12 protein-coding genes, 4 pseudogenes and 1 other annotated feature are annotated in these 19,231 nt (G+C 63.0%); of the genes and pseudogenes, 5 read left to right on the top strand and 11 right to left on the bottom strand.

What is annotated here, in order from left to right; genetic code table 11:
* Positions 1–4: 4 nt before the first annotated feature.
* The 7 genes from ASG72_RS12510 to ASG72_RS20785 all read right to left on the bottom strand — a co-directional run bounded on the left by ASG72_RS12510 (position 5) and on the right by ASG72_RS20785 (position 8,699).
* Complete coding sequence (locus tag ASG72_RS12510; protein ID WP_056712763.1) at positions 5–1,549, bottom strand: AMP-binding protein; 1,545 nt, start codon at positions 1,547–1,549, stop codon at positions 5–7.
* The gene (locus tag ASG72_RS12505) at positions 1,542–2,078 is read right to left on the bottom strand and encodes a (2Fe-2S)-binding protein (protein WP_056712761.1); all 537 of its coding nucleotides are present in this window, start codon (positions 2,076–2,078) and stop codon (positions 1,542–1,544) included. Before ASG72_RS12505 ends, ASG72_RS12510 begins: the two co-directional genes overlap by 8 nt.
* Positions 2,066–2,893, bottom strand: coding sequence for an FAD binding domain-containing protein (locus ASG72_RS12500; RefSeq protein WP_056712759.1), 828 nt, complete (start codon positions 2,891–2,893; stop codon positions 2,066–2,068). The genes ASG72_RS12505 and ASG72_RS12500 overlap by 13 nt, the downstream gene beginning before the upstream one ends.
* Positions 2,890–5,844 (bottom strand): molybdopterin cofactor-binding domain-containing protein, encoded by a 2,955-nt coding sequence (locus ASG72_RS12495; RefSeq protein ID WP_056712757.1) that lies wholly within the window; start codon positions 5,842–5,844, stop codon positions 2,890–2,892. The genes ASG72_RS12500 and ASG72_RS12495 overlap by 4 nt, the downstream gene beginning before the upstream one ends.
* Before the next feature lie 172 nt (positions 5,845–6,016).
* Complete coding sequence (locus tag ASG72_RS12490; RefSeq protein WP_056712754.1) at positions 6,017–6,862, bottom strand: AraC family transcriptional regulator; 846 nt, start codon at positions 6,860–6,862, stop codon at positions 6,017–6,019.
* 484 nt (positions 6,863–7,346) lie between these two features.
* Positions 7,347–7,526, bottom strand: coding sequence for a hypothetical protein (locus ASG72_RS12485; RefSeq protein ID WP_056712752.1), 180 nt, complete (start codon positions 7,524–7,526; stop codon positions 7,347–7,349).
* A gap of 561 nt (positions 7,527–8,087) precedes the next feature.
* Complete coding sequence (locus ASG72_RS20785) at positions 8,088–8,699, bottom strand: hypothetical protein (RefSeq protein WP_156395943.1); 612 nt, start codon at positions 8,697–8,699, stop codon at positions 8,088–8,090.
* 993 nt (positions 8,700–9,692) lie between these two features.
* On the opposite strand from ASG72_RS20785, the pseudogene ASG72_RS21275 reads away from it, so the two are divergent.
* Positions 9,693–11,357 (top strand): annotated as a pseudogene (locus ASG72_RS21275) (DUF4139 domain-containing protein).
* 26 nt (positions 11,358–11,383) lie between these two features.
* Here ASG72_RS21275 and ASG72_RS20780 read toward each other — a convergent pair.
* The 4 genes and pseudogenes from ASG72_RS20780 to ASG72_RS12465 all read right to left on the bottom strand — a co-directional run.
* Positions 11,384–12,370, bottom strand: coding sequence for a hypothetical protein (locus ASG72_RS20780; protein WP_156395942.1), 987 nt, complete (start codon positions 12,368–12,370; stop codon positions 11,384–11,386).
* 1,102 nt (positions 12,371–13,472) lie between these two features.
* Positions 13,473–14,741 (bottom strand): annotated as a pseudogene (locus ASG72_RS12480) (IS3 family transposase).
* Positions 14,304–14,459: a sequence feature (AL1L pseudoknot), on the bottom strand. It overlaps the preceding pseudogene by 156 nt.
* Positions 14,742–14,791: 50 nt before the next feature.
* A pseudogene (locus ASG72_RS12470) lies at positions 14,792–15,220 on the bottom strand (transketolase family protein); the annotation flags it as partial.
* A pseudogene (locus ASG72_RS12465) lies at positions 15,217–15,756 on the bottom strand (thiamine pyrophosphate-dependent enzyme); the annotation flags it as partial. The pseudogenes ASG72_RS12465 and ASG72_RS12470, both read right to left, overlap by 4 nt.
* Positions 15,757–15,758: 2 nt before the next feature.
* Here ASG72_RS12465 and ASG72_RS12460 point away from each other — a divergent pair.
* The 4 genes from ASG72_RS12460 to ASG72_RS12445 all read left to right on the top strand — a co-directional run bounded on the left by ASG72_RS12460 (position 15,759) and on the right by ASG72_RS12445 (position 19,035).
* On the top strand, positions 15,759–16,025 hold the full coding sequence (locus tag ASG72_RS12460; RefSeq protein ID WP_056712747.1) for a hypothetical protein: 267 nt from the start codon (positions 15,759–15,761) through the stop codon (positions 16,023–16,025).
* Positions 16,026–16,331: 306 nt separating this feature from the next.
* Positions 16,332–17,927 (top strand): ATP-binding protein, encoded by a 1,596-nt coding sequence (locus ASG72_RS12455; RefSeq protein WP_056712745.1) that lies wholly within the window; start codon positions 16,332–16,334, stop codon positions 17,925–17,927.
* Positions 17,924–18,571, top strand: coding sequence for a response regulator (locus tag ASG72_RS12450; RefSeq protein WP_056712744.1), 648 nt, complete (start codon positions 17,924–17,926; stop codon positions 18,569–18,571). The genes ASG72_RS12455 and ASG72_RS12450 overlap by 4 nt, the downstream gene beginning before the upstream one ends.
* 95 nt (positions 18,572–18,666) lie before the next feature.
* A complete protein-coding gene (locus ASG72_RS12445; RefSeq protein WP_056712742.1) occupies positions 18,667–19,035 on the top strand; it encodes a response regulator in 369 nt (122 codons plus the stop codon).
* Positions 19,036–19,231 lie beyond the last annotated feature (196 nt).

Below are 19,231 nucleotides of genomic sequence, written 5' to 3'. Positions count from 1 at the left end.
CTGGTCATTCGGCTGCGATGTCGGGCCGTTCGGGCTCGTACTCGCCGGCCACGAGCTGGCGGCGCAGCAGCTTGCCGACGGGCGATTTCGGGATGGCCTTGACGAATTCGAAGCGGCGCGGGCGCTTGAAGTTGGCGAGGCCCGTCGCCTTGCAATGGGCGTCGAGCTCCTGCGCGGTCACCGCGCCTGTGCGCTGAACGAAGGCGACGACGATCTTGCCCCAACGTTCGTCGGGCAGGCCGACGACGGCGACCTCGAAGACGCCGGGATGCAGGGACAGGCAGCTCTCGATCTCGACCGGCGAGACGTTCTCGCCGCCGGTGATGATCATGTCGTCGACCCGCCCGGAGACGAAGAGCTCACCGTCCGGATCGAAATACCCGGTGTCGCCGGTGAAGTACCAGCCGTCGCGCAGCGATCTGGCGTCGGCTTCGGGACGTTTCCAATAGCCCTCGAACGCCTCGTCGCTCGATGCGAGCGCGACGATCTCACCCTCCTCGCCCGGGGCGGCGAGATCATGCGCAGAGGCCGCTCCGAGCCTGACGACGCGAATGAGCTGGTTGAGGCCGGCCTTGCCGGCGCAGCCGGGCTTGAGGGCCGCCTTCTGGTTGACCGTGAAGGTGTAGATCTCCGAAGAGCCGTAGTGATTGACGAAAAGCTCCGGCTTGAAGGCCTCGGTCAGCTTGCCCAGCAGACCGTCCGTCATCGGCGCGCCGGCGAAGCCGAGCTTGCGGACGCTGGAGACGTCGGTTCGCGCGAAATCGGGGTGGTGGACGACGTCGTGATAGAGCGTCGGCACGAGATAGAGATTGCTGACCTTTTCGGCCGCGATCAGCTCGAGCGCGCGCGCCACGTCGAAGCGCGGCAGGCAGATGAAGGCCCCGCCGATCAGCGACATCGCCAGCAGCGAGCGCACGCCCATCGTATGATAGAGCGGCATCACGCCGAGCGTGCGTTCGCCCTGTCCGTAGAGGTTCTGTGCGACATGGGCGAGCGCGGCCATGCGCTCGGCCTGGTGGCGGCGCGGCACGCCCTTGGGCTTGGCCGTGGTGCCCGAGGTGTAGAGCATCAGGGACCAGGCGTCGGCGGCCGCGCGCGGCGTCGCGACATGGGCCGGCGTCGCGACCATTTCCGCAAAGGTGAGTTCGGCCGCGCCGGCGTCGGGACCGACCGCGATGCGCGGGATCGTCGGCGCCAGCTCGCTCCCGGCGATCGACTGGCCCGCGACCTGCTCGAAGGCGGTCGCCTTGGCGCCGCAGTCGGCGATGACGAAATCGATCTCGTCGGGCTTGGCGCGCCAGTTGATCGGGACGATCGTCAGACCGGCGAGCTGGCAGGCCCAGTGCAGGCTCGCCGCCTCCCAGCGATTCTGCAGCACGGTGACGAGACGGTCGCCGGGCTTCAGGCCCATGCCGTCGAAGGCGGCGACGAGCGACGAGATTCTGTCCAGCCATTGCGCATAGGTCAGGCGGGTGTCGCCATCGACGATCGCGAGCGCGCCGGGGTCGCGCGCCACGCTCGCGACGAAGCTGGTGCCAAGGTCAAACATGGGCGGGTTCCCGGTCCGATGGCTGCGATAAGGGCTCGCCCCGCAGACAGGCGGCCGCTTCGAGCGCCGCCCTGATGATCGGCGTGTAGCCAGTGCAGCGGCACAGATGCCCGCCCACGACCTCGCGCAGATCCTGCTCGCTCGGCGCGGGCTGCTCGCGCAGATAGGCATCGAGCGAGACCAGGATGCCGGCCGTGCAGAAGCCGCATTGCAGCGCGTGATTCCGCCGGAAGGCGGCCTGCATGACCGAAAGCCGGTCGCGCTCCGGCGCGAGACCCTCGACCGTGGTGACGGCGGCCCCTTCGAGCTGGACGGCAAGCGTCAGGCAGGCGCGCGCCGGTTGGCCGTCGATCTGGATCGTGCAGGCGCCGCACACGCCATGCTCGCAGCCGACATGTGTTCCGGTCGCGCCGAGCCCGTGGCGCAGTGCGTCGGTGGCGAGCAGGCGCGGTTCGGCCTCCAGCGAGACCGGCCGGCCGTTCAGGGTGAAGGCGACGCGGTGGCGCGTCGCGGCGTTTAGGCGAGGCATCGCTGGGCCTCCCCGATCGTGGACAGGCCAAGCGAGCGCACGAGGTCGCGCCGCAACCGGGCGGTCGCGTGGAAATCGTCGCGGGCTTCGAGATCCCAGGCGAAGCCGTTTAGCGCATCCGTTAGGGCCGAGCCCTTCAGGGGCGGGAAGCTGCGGCGCTGCGGCTTGTCGGCAACGCCGGCGACCGCGAGATGAATGGCGTCGCGCGTCACCACCGCTGCGCAGCCGACGATGGCGAAGTCGCCGTGGCGGCGCGCGACCTCGCGGAAGGCGTAGCCGGTTCCGGTCATGGCGGCGGGAAAGGCGACGGCCTCGATCAGTTCGTCATCGGCCTTGTCCGTCACCATCATGCCGCCGAAGAAGTCGGCAGCTCTGACGCTGCGCCACCTGCGGCGCGAACGCAGTCTGACCTCGCCATCGAGTGCGACGAGGCAGAGCGGGATTTCGGCGCTCGGATCGGCATGGGCGGCCGAGCCGCAGACGGTTCCGCGGGCCCGCGTCTGGTAGTGGCCGAGCCAGGGCAGCGCGGCTGCCAGCAGCGGCTGTTCGCCGGAGAGCCCCGGCCGCTTCATCAGCGCCGCTTGGCGCACAACGGCCGGAACGACGATCAGGTCACCGTCGCGCTCGACCCGGTCGAGCCCTGCGATGCCCATGATGTCGATCAGCACCGCCGGCCTCGCCAGCCGCATGTTCAGCATCGGCAGCAGCGACTGGCCGCCTGCAATGACGCGGGCGTCGGCGCCGTGCCGGGCCAGCGCCTCCAGCGCCTCGGGAAGTTCGCGGGCGCGGATATAGTCGAAGGCTGCGGGCTTCATGGCCGCCTCCCGAGCAGGCGGGCGATGAAGCCGGGCCGGGCAGGCGCCGCCCGGCGCGAAAGCGCTGCGAAGAACTGCCCGATGATGGCCTTGGCCGCGCCGTCGAGCAGGCGTCCGCCGATCGCGGCAACCTTGCCGCCGACTGCGGCCTCATAGGTGTAGGCGATCAGCGTGCCGCCCTCGCCTGCCGTCGTCAGCGTCACGCGGCCCGATCCGCCTCCGGTGCCGAGCGCGCCCGAGACCGAGCCGGACAGGGTCGCGGCGCGCGGCGCATCGAGATCCGACAGCATGATCTGCGCCTTGTAGCGGCCCTTGACGGGGCCGACGCCGATCGTCACATCCGCCTTGAAATGGGTCTCCGACAGCTTCTCGACGCCGTGGCAGCCGGGGATGATCGAGGCGAGCGCATCGACATCGAGCAGCATCGCCCAGACCACGTCGGGCGGCGCGGCGACCCTAGCCTGCCCTTGCCCGCGCAGGGTTCTATCTCCGGGCTTGGCCGCACCCGGCCCAACTGCGCGTTCGCGATGGGACTCGGGCAGGGCCGGCTCGGGCGCGGCGACGAGGGCGGCGATGCGGGCCGGCGTCAACGGCAGGTCGAGCTGCGCCACCCCGAGCGCGTCGGCGACCGCATTGGCGAGGCAGACCGGAGTTGACATGCAGTTGCCTTCGCCGACGCCCTTGGCGCCGAGCGGCGTGAAGGGCGAGGGCGTCTCGATATGCAGGATTTCGATGTCGGGCGTTTCGGTCGCCGTCGGCAGCAAATAGTCGGCGAAAGTTCCGGTCAGGAACGCGCCGTCGTCTGCATAGGCCAGTTCCTCGTAGAAGGTGGCGCCCAGCGCCTGCGCGAATCCACCCCTGATCTGGCCCTCGACCATGCCGGGATGCAGCACTCGCCCGCAGTCATGCATGGTGACGTATCGGTCGATCCGCACTTTGCCGGTTTCGGCATCGACCTCGACGCCGGCCATGTCGAAGATGAAGCCGTGACAGAGCGACGAGTTGACGTGGTCTTCCTCGTCCGGCGCGGACAGCTCGGGCGGCGTCCAGAAGGCCGTTTCGCGGATCGCCTGGTCGACGCCTGCGGGCAGCAGGGCCGGCGACCAGTGCGAGAGCGCCGCCACACGGGCGAAGGGCAGCGTGCTGGCGGGATTGCCCTTGGCAAAGACCGCGCCGCCGGCAAAGCCGATCTGTGCGGGCGCGACGCCGAGCTGTGCGGCCGCGATCATCGCCAGTTTGTCGCGCAGTCGCGTCGCCGCCAGATGGGCGGCGCCGGCGACGGCGGCGGCGAAGCGGCTGGAATAATTGCCCGATGCGATCGACCAGGCGTCCTTGCCCGTGTCGAGATCGACGACGACCCGGATCGCCTCGCAGGGCATGCCGAACACGTCAGCAACGACCTGCGCCAGCACCGTGCGGTGGCCCTGGCCTTGCGGCACCGAGGCGACATGGACGCCGACCGATCCGACCGGATCGAGCGCAATCGTCGCGGTCGCCTGCGCGCCGTTCTTGGGCCCGGCCTTCTGCCGCTCGGCTGCGGTCAGGACCGTGGTGATATAGCCCATATTCGAGACGCTCGGCTCGACGACGGCCGCGAAGCCGATGCCGTATCGCCTGCCTGCCGCGCGGGCGGCGTCGCGCCGGGCTTGGACATCGGCGAGACGGCCCTCGGCCAGAGCCAGATCGAAGGCTTTGACGTAATCGCCTGAATCGTAGAGCGCGCCCGAGGCGGTCCGATAGGGGAACGCCCCGCCCGGGATCAGGTTGGTCCGGATCACCGCGAGCGGATCGAGCCCGAGCTCGGCCGCTATGCGCTGCATCAGCCGTTCGAGCGCATAATAGACCTGCGGGCCGCCGAAGCCGCGCACGAGGCCGGTCGGGGCCTTGTTGGTCAGCACGACGCGATTGCGGATCGCGATATTCGCGATGTCGTAGGCCCCGGTCATGTTGCCGTGCATGCGGTAGAGCGTGGCGGGCTCCGGCGCGCGCGGATAGGCTCCGCAATCCTCGAGCTGATCCCAGTCCAGCGCGGTGATACGCCCTTCCGCGGTCACGGCGGCCTTGAGCGTGGTGACGCGGTTGGTCGCGGCCACCGCCGCGCCCAGATGTTCGAGCCTGTCCTCGATCCATTTGACCGGCGCGCCTGCGATGCGCGCGGCGACGCCGATCAGCACCGCATAGGGCGCGACGCCCTGCTTGACGCCGAAGCTGCCACCCGATTCCGGCGGCATGCGCAGCCGCAGCCGGTTGCCGGGCACCTTCAGGCAGCGCGCCAGCACCGCATGGATACTGAACGGGCCTTGGAAATTGGCGAGGACGTCGTAGGCGTCCTCATGGGGATCGTATTCGGCGACGACGCCGAACGTCTCCATCGGCGCGCCGGTGTTGCGCGGATAGGCGATCGTAACCTCGACCCGGTGCGCGGCTTTGGCGAAGGCGGCCTTGGGATCGCCGTAGCGAAAGCGGCGGTCGCTGACGAGGTTGCCGCCAGCCCTGTCGTGCAGTACCGGCGCATCGGGTTCGAGGCTCGCAAGCGGATCGACGACGCATGGCAGCGGGCGGTATTCGACCTCGATGGCGTCCAGCCCGTCCTCGGCGAGGTAGCGGTCAGCCGCGACGACGATGGCGACCGGCTCGCCGACATAGCGCACGCGCTCGACCGCCATCGGCCAGTTCTCGACCGCAACCTTGAGGCCCGCGACCATCGGCGTCGTCAGCCTCGCCAGATCACGGCCGGTGATGACCGCCGCGACGCCCGGCATGACGGCTGCCGCCGCGACATCGACGGACAGAATGTCGGCGTGGGCATGCGGCGAACGCAGGATGGCGGCATGGAGCGTGCCGGGCCTGACGCCGAGGTCGTCGATGAACCGCCCGCGGCCGGTCAGCAGGGCCGCGTCCTCGACGCGCTCCAGCGACTGTCCCGTCCACGAGATGGTTTCGATCTTCACCTGACGCTTGCTCCCGGCGACGCGCTCTGACGGGCGTCTGGGGCGGGAGGCTCTGCGATCAGGGGACGGGGCGCGATCCCGCTGGGTCTCGCATCTTACCGAAAAGTCTCAAAATGATGGGCGGTCTGCGGTCGCATGAGGGCGATCGCGGTTCCGCGAGCGACTGCCGACCTTACCGGCCCAGCCGCGCCACCTGGCGGAACTCGCTGGGTGCGACGCTGCAATGGTCGCGGAAGAAGCGGGTAAAATGGGCGGGCGCACTGAAGCCGAGCCGGTCGCTCAGCACCGCGAAGGTCTCGTCGCCCTCGACGATCGCGCCGACGGCGATCTCGACCTTGAGCACGTTCAGGAAGACATGCGGCGTGACGCCGGTGGACTCCTCGAACAGGCGGAAGAAATGCGCCCGCGACAGACCGGCCGATTTCGCCAGCTTCTCGATGCTGAGCGGGGCGGCTGGGTTCGTCCGCATCAGCGAGATCGCGCGCCCCACCCGCCAGTCGATCGCGTTCGAACGGGCGATTTCGCGCAGGGAGGCGCCGATCGTCCGCCAGGGCGTGAAGCGCTCGATCACGGCAATCATCAGTTCGGACAGCAGATGCTCCTGCCGGCGCGAGGCGCCGGGCTCATGCACCATCTCGGCCGCGAGATCGAGCGCGGTCTGGCGGATATGGGCGGTTACCACGCCGGCCGACTGCTCGAAGAAGCCGGGCGCGCCGCTGGCGGCCCAGTTCGGCCGGAAGCTGCGCAGCCATTCGGGCTCGATATAGAGCGCCAGAATGAGGGCGTTCCTGCGCCTTGGATCATGAATATAGGCGTGCGGCTCCCAGGCGTTGACCAGCACGGCGAGATCATCGGTCAGCGGGGCGACATGGTCGCCGACGAGAAACTGGGTGTCGTCGCCATCGACCTTGAGCAGGACATGGCAATGGGGATGCGCGTGCCGGACCAGACTTCGGTCCATGTCCAGCAGCGCCACCCGTCCAAAGGCTCCGTGCGCGATGCGCAAGGCATCCGACATGCCGTTTCCTCGCCAAGCCTGATTTCCAGGTCATCGTTTCTCAGGTTGTAATGTACGGGGCGGGTCCCGGCGTCCGCAAGTGGGCGTCGGTCGTCGGATACGGCGTCGCTCGGCCCGGGTCGAAACCGGTCCCGACCTGCGGCGTCGCGCATCAATGCGCCAAAAGCCGAAGTTGGCAGTCTACCGCGAACCAGACATTCGCCACATGAGACGCACGATGACACGCGTTCGGCGCAGTATCGAGATGCGCTGGCGGCCGAGCGCCTGCCTCAGCTTATCCAGCGCCGCAGGCTTCCGCCAATGCTGAGAAAGGAAGTCGCACCGCTAAACTGGAATTTTCCAACTTTAACCGGTCCAGGAAATCGGGGGCAGGTCAGGCTCGAACCGCAGGACGATGCGGGCCGACCTGACGCTGACAGCAATGCTAGCCGTACGGAGAAAGGGAAGCCCCCTTGCGGGGAATTCGCCCGCCGGCACAAAGCGATCACCGCTCCCTGAACGCCTTCTCGATCTGGTCCCTGAGCGGCTTGACGATGAACTGCAGAGGGGTGCGCGCCTCGGTCTGGACGAAGACGTCGGCCTGCATGCCGGCCGCGATGCGCAGGGGCGCGAGGCGGGCGATCTCGGCGGCGGGAACCGTGACGCGGATGGTATAGAAGACCACGCGCGATCGGATGCCTGAAAGCCAACCTGCGCGCCAAATATCAACTGGAAAGCCGCCATAATTGACGACATTGTGCCGTCGGCAAACAAATTCCCAATGCTGGCGAGAGAGACCTCGAGATTTAAACTAGGAAAATACTCTAGTAATTGCTAATTTTGCCATACAAATCGATCGCTATTCTGAATTTGCAGCTGAGAAAGCGCGCCTGTTTCGCCGAGAGCGACGTTTGCCTCGATGTTCAATAATAGGTTGTTAGCAATTTCCCATGAGAATCGATCTAAAGACACATTATAAAGCGTTGGATTTGCATACTTCGCTAAAGCATTTCCGATAAGCGCGCCCCCACCCAGGAAGCCTGAATAAGAGGAAATATGCGCTTGCAATAAAGCTTGGCGCGCACCATCCGGATTATATTTTTGGACAACTCATAGTATCGGACATAAAATCCCGCTCTATCTCCAAGTTCCCAATTCGCAGTCGTTATAAGTATCGCTCAGAGTTATTCAATATCTTGCATAGCCAGAGACATTATAGCTCTCCGAATAGGGATTACGATTTAATTTAATCACACTTCACAAATTTGCAAAGTGTCTCGGTGATAGCACGGACACGATCTTCGGCAAATGACAAGCCGCCATTGACCCTAAAGTCGGGGAAGGACATCTCGGCCCAGACAGCCTCATTAAGTACAACCGAATAGCTACATTTCTGCACAGCAATGGCCTGATCCGGTGCTGTCATACAAGTAATTCTGCGAATTCCTCTCGCTCCGATCTTGTAATATGCATCAGCAGCCGCGTAGTCAACATAGCGTCGGAATGGCCCGAGCTGGCCCGCATAGAATGAATTCTTGCTCTGATTTCCGTATTCTTCTGGGACATTCAAGAAATCAAAATTTTTTGCCGTGTTCATTAGGCGGACTATACCGACATCCCGAGGGAATCGCCCTTCCTTCGTGAGCGCGGACCGTGCAATCTTGATCGGCTGCCCGCTGGGATAGGCCATTCCAAGCATCACTTCCTCGACTTCGATCCGCGTCGGCAGTACGGGCTGCTTGGTTTGGTCATATCCTGGTGCGGCGAAATGAATGTATGCACGTGGAATCGTTGCGGTAGCGGGATTGTACTGCTTTGTGTTTTTGTACCTGAAGAATAATACCGACACAGGCGTCATGTCATCTGTGTAGTAATAGAAGCATGCGTCAAAAGCGGTGCCAGGAACACCGCAGCCCCCCGCCGCACCCGCTTAAGCCGAGCACAGCGAGCGCTGACATCAGTATCGGTCTAATGCGCCACATGATTCCCGATGGCCCAACATCTACCGCAGCTCTTTGATCGTGTTAAAGCCCGGAATGGGCCACAAACCGCTAGCCGTTCGCCCGACGAGACGCGCCACTAGCTGGCGTTCACGTCCTGCCAGGAAGCGGACACTGCGAGTAGAGGTCAGCTAGCGACCCGTTGCGCACTTCTGCCGTCAGAGTGCTTAAAGCTTTTTCAACATGTCGCCGATCCAGTCAGCGATCAGCAAACTAGGCAAACCACCATTGTGAACGTGGCCGGCCATGCGACCAGCGCTGCGAAGTTCTCCATCGCGCTTGGCGGCTCTCGGCCGCCGAAATTATGACATGCTGTCAACGACGAGACTAGAGCGACAAAGGAAGACCAACCTAACGCTTGGCACGTGATCTCGAAGGTCCGCTGCTTCATTTTCCGACTGTGACGACCGCTCCTTAACTTCGGCTTACGACCAAATGCAAAGTCGGCAGTCTACCGCAGCAGACGTTCGCCACATGAGACGCACGATGGCTCGCGTTTGGCGCAGTATCAAGCTGCGCTGGCCGCCGAGCGCCTACCTCAGCTTATCCAGCGCCGCCGGCTTCCGTTAATGCTGAAACGAACTCGCACGGGCCTGAGCACTCCAATCAATTGGCGAGATTTCGCCCATTTGGCACTCCGGCTGCAGCTAGTGCTGATAAACTCGAGTTTTTCAGCTTTGACAGGTCTAGGAATCTGAGTAAGTAGCAGAACTGTCTGGTTCTAGCAGCCTTTTGTGCCGCCTCATTTTGGCCCCTCCGACGCCATGATCCGCATATTTCTAATGAGGACAGACTGAGATCAAATTAGTTACGCATTTTGACTATAATACCGCTTAGCGGGGGAAATCACGATGATGATGCAGCGACCACTCGGCTTGTCATTAGCCTTCACGGTCTTGTCCTCGATCACAGCGGGAGGAGCGGTAATCGACATCAGCTCGCGCATTGATAGAGTTACCGTTCACCCTGACGCTGCTATTGTGACGCGAGTAGCAAAAGCCGACGTTGGAGCTGGATCAAACCAAATCGTGCTGCGCGGGCTCCCATCAGAAATCGACATCTCAACAATCAGGGTTGAAGCCGCCGGAACTGGTGAGATGCAGATCTTGGCGATCGACGATGCGCCCGCAGTCGCACAGGCTCGTCCCGGCCTGACTAAAGAACAGGAGGCGAAACTCGTAAGTCTGAAAGCAAAGCAGGTGGAGTATTCAGCGGCTAAGGCTCTACTGGACCGGCGTCGTGCCTTCATTACCAAGTTTGCCGAAGCGCCGTTGGCAGGGCTACCGGACGATCAAGCTGATCCCCTCCGTTGGGAGGAGCGCTGGGCTGTGCTGGAGAGCGGGCTCGCCAAGGTTGCAGAAGATGCCAAGGCAATCGAAGCAGGTCTTCATTCGACCGCCGCGGAAATTGCAGTTCTCGAATTGCTCGGATCCGAAGCGACGCCTGCTATTGTGCGGCAGCCGGGAAAGGGTAGGCCCCTGCGCGATATTTCGATCGCCGTCGAGAATCCTCGCGCGGGTACTTTTGATTTCAACATCTCTTATAAAGTGGGATCGGCACGTTGGTCGGCCGCTTATGACGCTAAGCTTATCTCTGCGACCGCCAGTGAACCGGCGAAGCTCACTTTTGGTCGAAGGGCGCGTATTACCCAGTCTACGAGCGAAGACTGGACGAATGTGGTGTTGAGCGTGTCCACAACTCCAACCCAACGGCGCACAGCGATCCCGACTGTCGCGTAGCTTGTCGTGAGAACGATCGAACCCCCGCGACCGGCCCCAGCAACTGGCGGCTTTAGAGGGACAGTGTCGTTGGAAGACCGCGTTAGTCGAGAACCGGCTGACGCGCCCATAGCAGCGACCGAGCAACAAGCAGCGATGGACGCGGCGGGATTTAGGGTTGTGTTCGAGGTTCCTGGCCGCGTCAGTATAGCGAGGGACGGCATGAGCAGGACCATCCTGCTCCAGCAGAGCACGGTGAATCCGGAAGTCACGCTGCAAACAGCGCCGGCGCTTGATCCAGCCGTCTACATTGAAGCTAGCTTTATTTCTCCTGGCGGCTCTCCGCTCTCCCCGGGGCTCGTGTTGCTCACGCGAGATTCCGAAATGATAGGCCAGGGCCATATCCCACACACGCCTGGAGGCGGCGTGGTTAGACTAGGATTTGGTGTCGAAGATCGGGTTCAGGTCTCTTACGCAAGCATCGCTCGAACGGAGGCCGGCCCCAGTTTCATGGGCTCGAACAAATCCGATACTCGCGATTTCAAGGCAACCTTGCGCAATTTCAGGTCAGCACCGGTGTCCGTAACGGTGATCGATCGGATACCAATCTCGGAGGAAGCCAGTGTGGAAGTCGAGCGGCTCTCGACGATGACACCAGGGTCGGAACCGGTCTCGGAAGAAAAGCGCGGTGTGGTCGCGTGGAAGATCAATCTTACACCTGGTGGTGAGAAAGAGATCAGGACAGGCTACCGTGTACGTTGGCCGGCGGACCGCCAGATCCAGCTTCCCCGCCGTTAAGACTCGTTGCTGCCTAGCGCCATAAGCTAGCGAGCTCGCGAGATGTCTCGATTCGCAGCAAGCTTCCTCAGCACTTGCTCCAGATCAGCCCCGCGCCGCTGGGCCGCGGCTACAGGCTTGAAGCCTAGCGCCAGAGCCAGGGTTTCCTCCTCTCGGCGATATTCAGTGATCCCCGACGTAATGGGGGTTTTTGTTTCGCGCCAAAATTCAACGCACAGCCATTCTGGCCTGCTCGAAAGCAAGTTGCATCCTACCACCGGCATCGGAATCAACTGCAGGGGTGAGGCGTAGCCGGTCAACAATTGCAAGTTGCGCCCGTCTGGCATCGCCACGGTTGCCGTAACCTGTTCCAGGGGAAGCGTTCCGTTGTAACGTGCCTGCCTGTCGTATGAGACTCTAGCCAGTGGAAGGTCCGGTCTCTCAGGCATTGTTAGGGTACAAAAATGGTTCGTGCCTCTTCGTTGCCCAAATGAATTGCCGTCCGAAACCTGGGAGAGGATCACGTGTGGTGCCCCGTCCCGTATGAACTCTCGAACCTTTGCGCAGTCATCTCGATCCAACAGTCGCGTGGAGAAGTAGCTGTCGGGCACATCAGAAGCGATCGAGTATACGACCGGTAATGCGTAGTTCGCGGTTAGCCAACCGCCAGGGCCTGAGCCATGATCCGGCCACCTAACTGCGATAGCTTGTCGCTCTACATCGAGCTCAACGGCCACCCGTTCATTGGCAGCTTCAAACGAGGTGCCGAGCATGTAGAGGGCGAAGCGCTCTGAAATGAAGACACTCCAGTAGCCGCCAAAGAACGCCAGGGGGACGACAAGCCAACGGGGTGAGATGCGCCCGAGCGATGCTTCGGCTGCTATGCCAATGAACCCCGTATTGATGAGGACAGCAGACCAGATTGGAGACAGCAAAATCAACAAGTGGATGATCGGAAGAGGGAATAGGCCGAGCACGAACGGCACCCCGATCAGCGCGAAGAAGATCAGGGAGATAGGAAAGCGGCGTCGCATGTTGCAAATCTAGCTTCGCACTCTGAACAGAATATTGCGCGTGGCCTTGAAAGTTGAAGCTGCTGATAGGGCGACGGCAAGTGCAAAGCAGTAGCGGATCGGGCAACTCGATATGATTGGGTTAGGGATCGCGGTTCTTATCCCGTTCGCATCAGGAAGGATGATCGCACTTTCTCAGGCATCTCCTCAATATCGCGTCGAGCCAGTTGTGCCTTATCGCAAGACTATCGATGGCGATACGGTAACAAGAGGTTTCGCATGCCTCAATGCGGGTGAATGCACGTGGATGAGAGACGGCTGCGACGACATGGGCATTCCGAGACATGACCGCAGCCGCGTGATCGCACGCAGATTCCTGACGCCTAAACACGGGGAACGCGCTCGACTTCATCTACTTCTATCCGACGAAGTACCATCTTTAGGAAGGGGCGCTTCGGTCACGATGGAAGGCTGCTCAGTTTCGTACGAGTTCGAGTGCGTAAAGGGCTCGCCGCTACGAGCACCACCGAACCCACCGCCGCCAGAAGGGCCGGGATGGTTCATTGATGTAGAGGTTCATGAAAGCTGGGTTGATCTTGATCCCTCGCGGTGGGCGATAACCTGTCTTTCTCCGGACTACCGATTGACTGGAGAGCCTAAACCGGGCGGTCGATCTGTCGAACCCCGCTACTCGATCTGCTTTGAAACGGGACTGATCAGGTCGCTTGAAAGCAGCCCGTAGCGCACGATGTGCGGGGGCGAGTACCGGATGACGCATCGCGCCGAACGCTTCCGTGAAACCAACTTTTCATCGAAAGAGCGATACCGCGGGTTATCGCCTTGCTGATTTCGGGCCCGCGCCAGGACCGGCCATTGAGACATTGCCGGCAGGCGGACGTTCACAGTTCCGACCCAGAGCGACCGCTCATGACCCGAGCTGATCATTCTCGGAGAGGCGCCGGTTAGTCGCGGTGCACCATAAGCTCGTCGTTAAATCTGAGCGGAAAGCGTGCGTTGCGTCGAATGCTCCGACGCTTGCTGCCCCGTAGCGAGACCGTAGTGGCCCGCAGCCGAAAGCCGGCAGTGAACCGCGCCGGGTTTCCCGGAGGCCATTTCGTTTGAGTCACGCCGCCATGGCGGGCACGTCCAGCATGGCGTAGTAGCGTTCCTCGGCCTCGGCCGGCGGGATGTTGCCGATGGGCTCCAGCAGCCGGCGATTGTTGAACCAGTCGACCCAGGTCAGCGTGGCGAACTCGACGGCCTCGAAGCTTCGCCAGGGTCCACGCCGGTGGATGAGTTCCGCCTTGTAGAGGCCGTTGATCGTCTCGGCGAGAGCGTTGTCATAGCTGTCGCCGACGCTGCCGACGGAGGGCTCGATGCCGGCTTCGGCAAGGCGCTCGGTGTATCGAATGCTGACGTATTGCGATCCCCTGTCGGAATGATGGACGAGGCCCCCTCGATGGATGGGCCGTCGCTCATGCAGGGCCTGCTCCAGCGCGTCGAGCACGAAGCCGGCATGCGCAGTCCGCGATACGCGCCAGCCGACGATACGGCGGGCGTAGGCGTCGATGACGAAGGCGACGTATACGAAGCCCGACCAGGTGCTGACATAGGTGAAGTCGGAGAGCCGAAGCCTGTTGGGCGCAGGAGCATGGAAGACCCGGTTCACATGGTCGAGCGGGCACGGCGCCGTCTTGTCCGGCACCGTGGTGCGCACGGGCTTGCCACGGATGACGCCTTGCAGGCCTATGCCGCGCATCAGTCGCGCCACGGTGCAGCGCGCCACGTCGAAGCGTTCGCGCACCATCTGCCGCCAGACCTTCCTCACGCCGTAAACCTCGAAGTTCTCGGCGAAGACGCGGGCGATCTCGGGCTGCAGGGCGATATCCCGCTTCGCCCTCACTGACCGCTTCTCGGGATCGGCGCGCTTGGCGACATGGGCATGATAGGTCGAGGGGGCGATCGGCAGCACTTTGCAGATCGGCTCGACCCCATGGACCTGGCGGTGATCGTCGATGAACGCGATCCTCGCTTGAACGGGCGGTCGAGCTCCTCTCACCCGACAGGCGAATGCATACATTCGCCGAAAGGGGCCTGGGCAAAATACGCCGACGCCTTCCGCAGGATCTCGTTCGCCTGCCGAAGCTCTCGGTTCTCGCGCTCCAGCATCTTGAGCTAAGCCGCCATGTCCGTCGTCAGACCGGGCTTTCGGCCACTGTCGACCTCGGCCTTCTTGACCCACTCGTTCAGCGTCTGCGCCGTGCAGCCGATCTTCCCTGAAATCGACATGATAGCCGCCCAGCGGAACGGATGCTCGCCCTCATGGTCCAGCAGCATCCACCGCGCGGGCCCGCACCTCAGGCGAAAACTTGTTCGTCGTTTTGCTCGTCATGGCTCCACCTTCTCAGGAGTTAGAGCCTCCGACAAACCCGGCGCAGTTCACTGATGCGACGGGCCATAGCCCGAAGTCAGCCCCGGCAGCGCACAGACGATCTTCACATTGCGGTCTTCCTCCGCGATCGTCTAGTGAATGAAGTCGTAGGAGCGCCGCGCGGCAAAGACGGCATAGGTTGTTGCGAACGGCGTGAACCCCTCGGCCGCCAACCCCGACGCTGCTCCGAAGAGCAACTGCTCGGCCATGCCCATCTGGTAGTGCCGCTTGGGAAAGGCCTGCGCGAAGATGTGCAGATCGGTGTATTTGCCAAGGTCGGCCGTCATGCCGAGCACGCGCTCGTCGCGCTTGCCCAGTTCGACCAACGCATGGCCGAATGGCGCAGGCTTGGTTCGCTGCCCTTCTCCTGCGATCGAGGCGATCATTGCGGAGGTGGTCAGGCGCGGCTTGCCCGTCACTGGCGGCGGAGCGGGTTTCATGCGGGCCTCCGCTCGTCGAGCGCGTCCAGCGCGAGCCGCCACTCATGCGCCTCGACGCGAATGAAGTGGTTCTTCTCGCGCGCCTCGAGGAACGGTACACCCTTCCCCATCAGCGTGTCGGCGACGATCATGGCGGGCCGCCCCTGTCCGGCTTGCGCTTTGCAGGCGTCGAAGGCGTCGCGCACGGCGTCGAGATCGTTGCCGTCGACGCGCACGACGAACCAGCCGAAGGCTTCGAGCTTGTTTGTGAGCGGCTCGAAGCCCATCACCTTGGTCGAGGGACCGTCCGCCTGCTGGTTGTTGACGTCGACGATGGCGATGAGATTGTCGAGCCGGTGATGCGTGGCAGACAGAATGGCTTCCCAGACCGAGCCCTCGTCGAGTTCGCCATCCGAGAACAGGGTGTAGACCCTCGCGTCCGAGCCCCTGCGCTTGAGCCCGAGGCAACGGCCGACCGCGATCGAAAGCCCGATGCCGAGCGAGCCACCGGACATCTCCATGCCGGGCGTATAGGACGCCATGCCCGACATCGGCAGGCTTGCACCTCGCCTATGGCATCGGTGACGGCACTCCCGTCGCGAAGGAGGCCGTCCGGGACTTCTTCCAGTCGCTGCGAACTCTCTTGAGCGACATTCTCAACAGAGCCATGCCTCGGGAAGTCGCCGACACAGTTGCTGCCGATGCGCTCATTCGATTGGAGGGCGCAACACTGCTGATCACGGTCTTCGACGATACGGAGACGATGCAACGGACCGCGCGAGCCGTGATCATGGACGCGACCGAAGCGGCGCAGGCGGCGCGCTGAGACGCAGCGCTTGCCTTGGATGCCCTCAACGCCAACGACGAGTGCCAAATCCGTTCGCAGCCGCCTCATCGCCGGGGACGAACGAGGCGCTTTAATCCGGTCCGGCGCGACAGGAACGAAGGTGAGCTGCCGTCGGCAAGCGAATTTGTGCCCTTGAGAAACGTCCGTGTTCCAAGCCCGGGCCCGAGAGGAACCAGACGAGCAGGCTCCAACACATCAAGCGTCAGATTCGCTTCGATTTGTGCTACCCAATTAACGGATAGGCGCCATTTCCGGCCGGTCTTGCATGGCGTTGTGCGAGGTTTTGTGAGCGCGAACGAACTGACGCCCGGCGGGCTCTCGCCGCTGGTATCGCCACCAGCCAGAAGCCAGTTGCGGCTGGCGGCGTGCCTGTCGGCCCTGCTGATCGGCGCGCTGCTCGTGGCCGCGCCCTATGCGCGCCAGCCCACCGTCAACACCGAGGCTCTGCTGCCCGCCTATGCTTCAGCCGTGTTGGTCATCGAGTTGCTGACGTCGGCGCTGCTGATGGCACTGTTCTCCGTCCATCGTTCCCGGCCGATTCTGCTGCTCGCGGTCGGTTATCTGTTCTCGGGGATCATGGCGGTGCCGTGGGCGCTGACCTTTCCCGGCGTGTTCGATGAGCCGGTGCTTGGAGACGCCCTGCAGAGCACAGCTTCAATTGCGGCGATCAGGCGCCTGGGTTTTCCGCTCTTCGTCATCGGCTATGCGGTGCTGTCCGATCGTAAATTTCCGCCGGGCTCCGCGCGAAGGATCATCCTTCTCAGCGTCTCCGGCGTCCTGACAATCGTGAGCCTCCTCACATGGGTCATCGTCTCGAACGACGATGCACTCCCGAAATTCATGATCGATGCACGCAATGTCAGTGGGCTTTGGCGCTTCGTGCCGGCGACGGCCATCGGGCTTTATTTAATCGGCCTGATATTGCTGGGCCTGCGCCGACGCTCGATGCTCGACATTTGGCTGATGGTCGTCCTCTTCACACTCATGATCGAGATCATGCTGATCTCCTATATCAGCGGAGCCATCCGTTTGAGCGTCGGCTGGTGGGCGGGGCGATTCTATGGATTGGCTTCCGCCAGCCTCGTGCTACTCGTTCTATTGTCGGAGGCGACCACGGTCCATGCCCGGCTCGCGCTCTCGGTCCTGGCCGAACGGCGAGCCCGCCAGAACCGGCTGACGGCGATGGAAGCGCTTTCGGCCTCGATCGCGCATGAGGTCAACCAGCCGCTAGCCAGCATGGTGACGAACGCTTCGGCCGGGTTGCGCTGGCTCGAGCGCGATCAGCCGCGTATCGACGAGGCAAAGGCGGCTTTGGGCCGGATCGTTTCGGAAGGTCACCGCGCCAGCAAGGTCGTCACCGGCATCCGCACCATGTTCCTCAAGGGTGCCCAAGAGCGTGAGCCGCTCAATCTCAACGATCTCATCGAAACTGTGCTGGCGCAGTGTGAGACGGAAGCCCGCCTTGGTCGCATCACCGTCTCGACAGCTTTGGCGAATGACTTGCCGCACGTTGTCGGCAACCCGCTGCAGTTGCAGCAGGTCATCACCAATCTGGTTGATAATGCCATCGATGCCATGCGCGGCATCCCGGACCCGCGCCAAATGCGCGTTACCACACAGTGCCATGAGTTCGGCGAGGTGCTCGTCATGATCGCCGACAATGGGGCGGGTTTGGCTGCGATCGATAAGGATCGTATATTTGATCCGTTCTACACGACCAAGCCGGATGGGATGGGCATGGGCTTGATGTTCTGCCGAACTGCTATCGAGGCACATGGCGGACGACTCTGGGCGTCTGACAACACGCCGCATGGAGCCGTCTTCCAGTTTACGCTGCCTGCCGCTTTAACGAAGCCAAACGATGCGGAGCTGGTCCGATGAGCAAGAATGGCTCCATCGTCTTCGTCGTCGATGACGATCCCGCCATGCGGATCTCGCTCGAAAGCCTGCTGCAGTCCGTTGGCCACACGGTTGCGGCCTTCGAAACCGCGCGCGACTTTCGCTTGGCTCCGCGTCCGGACTTGCCGAGTTGCCTGGTGCTCGACGTCAGGCTGCCGGGTCAGAGCGGGCTGGAATTCCAGCGCGAAATCGGCCGCACCGACAGTCCGCCCCCCATCGTCTTCATCACCGGGCATGGCGATGTGCCGATGTCGGTCGCCGCGATGAAGGCGGGTGCGGTCGAGTTCCTGACCAAGCCTTTCCGCGATCAGGATCTGATCGACGGCGTGCACCGCGCCATCGAGCTCGACCGGCGCCGGCGCGCCAAGGCGGCAATGCTGGCGGAGCTGCGCGAGCGCGTCGCGACGATGACGCCGCGCGAGCGCGAGATCCTGCCGCTCGTCGCGGCCGGCCGGATGAACAAGCAGATCGCCCAGACGCTCCAGCTCAGCGAGGTCACGGTCAAGGTCCATCGCGCGCAGGTGATGCAAAAGCTCAGGGCGAACTCGGTGGCAGACCTTGTCCGGATCGCAGACAGGCTTGCTGCTCTTGAACCCGAGGCTCAGATGGACGACACCAGCGTATAATTGCTCCAGCACATCTGCATCGCCCATGCTTGGCGCAGTTGAACCCGGCGGTGGATCACGATCCAGCCGGATGCGCTGAGGCTAAGCCGTAACGGATGCCTGCAATTCTCCCGATCGCGGTGGTCGACGACGATGCCTCGGCCCGCGTGGCGATGGTCGATCTGATCATGGCCATGGGCTTTACGGCGATCGGCTTTCCGAGCGCGGCCGCCTTCCTCGGCTCCGATCAATTCATCCATGTGTGCTGCCTAATCGCGGACATGCGCATGGCCGGAATGGGTGGCCTCGAACTCTGCCGGCGCATCGCCGCCTCCGGCAGAACGCTTCCCACCATTCTGATGACGGCATATCCCGATCATGCGACCCGCATGTTGGCGCAGGAGATCGGGGTCAGATTTTATCTGACCAAGCCGTGCAATCCCGACGAGTTGCTGCAAGCGATCCGCTCGGCCCTTGCCCGCTAATATTGGCGCAAGCCCATATCCCAACGCACAAGGTACGGGACACCTGAGGACAATTGTCTCGACGTAACGGCCTTTCGTAGAACCGCATCGCTGTTCGTGGGGTGTCGAAGGACGAGACCGCGCGCGCCGTCGAACCCGTACTCATCATGCACGAGTATAACCTCGATGCGTGAGGCGAACGAATTCCCGAAGCCGG

It is taken from the genome of Allobosea sp. Leaf344 (assembly GCF_001426225.1).
GTDB lineage: Bacteria > Pseudomonadota > Alphaproteobacteria > Rhizobiales > Beijerinckiaceae > Allobosea.
Note: the sequence above shows the minus strand (reverse complement) of the source record. Positions and strands in the feature narration are given on the sequence as shown.

What these genes read in the sequence shown, in the direction of transcription:
- ASG72_RS12505 (WP_056712761.1), bottom strand. Translation starts at nt 2,078, where the DNA reads ATGCCTCGCCTAAACGCCGCGACGCGCCACCGCGTCGCCTTCACCCTG.
- ASG72_RS12500 (WP_056712759.1), bottom strand. Translation starts at nt 2,893, where the DNA reads ATGAAGCCCGCAGCCTTCGACTATATCCGCGCCCGCGAACTTCCCGAG.
- ASG72_RS12450 (WP_056712744.1), top strand. Translation starts at nt 17,924, where the DNA reads ATGAGCAAGAATGGCTCCATCGTCTTCGTCGTCGATGACGATCCCGCC.
- ASG72_RS12490 (WP_056712754.1), bottom strand. Translation starts at nt 6,862, where the DNA reads ATGTCGGATGCCTTGCGCATCGCGCACGGAGCCTTTGGACGGGTGGCG.
- ASG72_RS12445 (WP_056712742.1), top strand. Translation starts at nt 18,667, where the DNA reads ATGCCTGCAATTCTCCCGATCGCGGTGGTCGACGACGATGCCTCGGCC.
- ASG72_RS12510 (WP_056712763.1), bottom strand. Translation starts at nt 1,549, where the DNA reads ATGTTTGACCTTGGCACCAGCTTCGTCGCGAGCGTGGCGCGCGACCCC.
- ASG72_RS20785 (WP_156395943.1), bottom strand. Translation starts at nt 8,699, where the DNA reads ATGACGCCTGTGTCGGTATTATTCTTCAGGTACAAAAACACAAAGCAG.
- ASG72_RS20780 (WP_156395942.1), bottom strand. Translation starts at nt 12,370, where the DNA reads ATGCGACGCCGCTTTCCTATCTCCCTGATCTTCTTCGCGCTGATCGGG.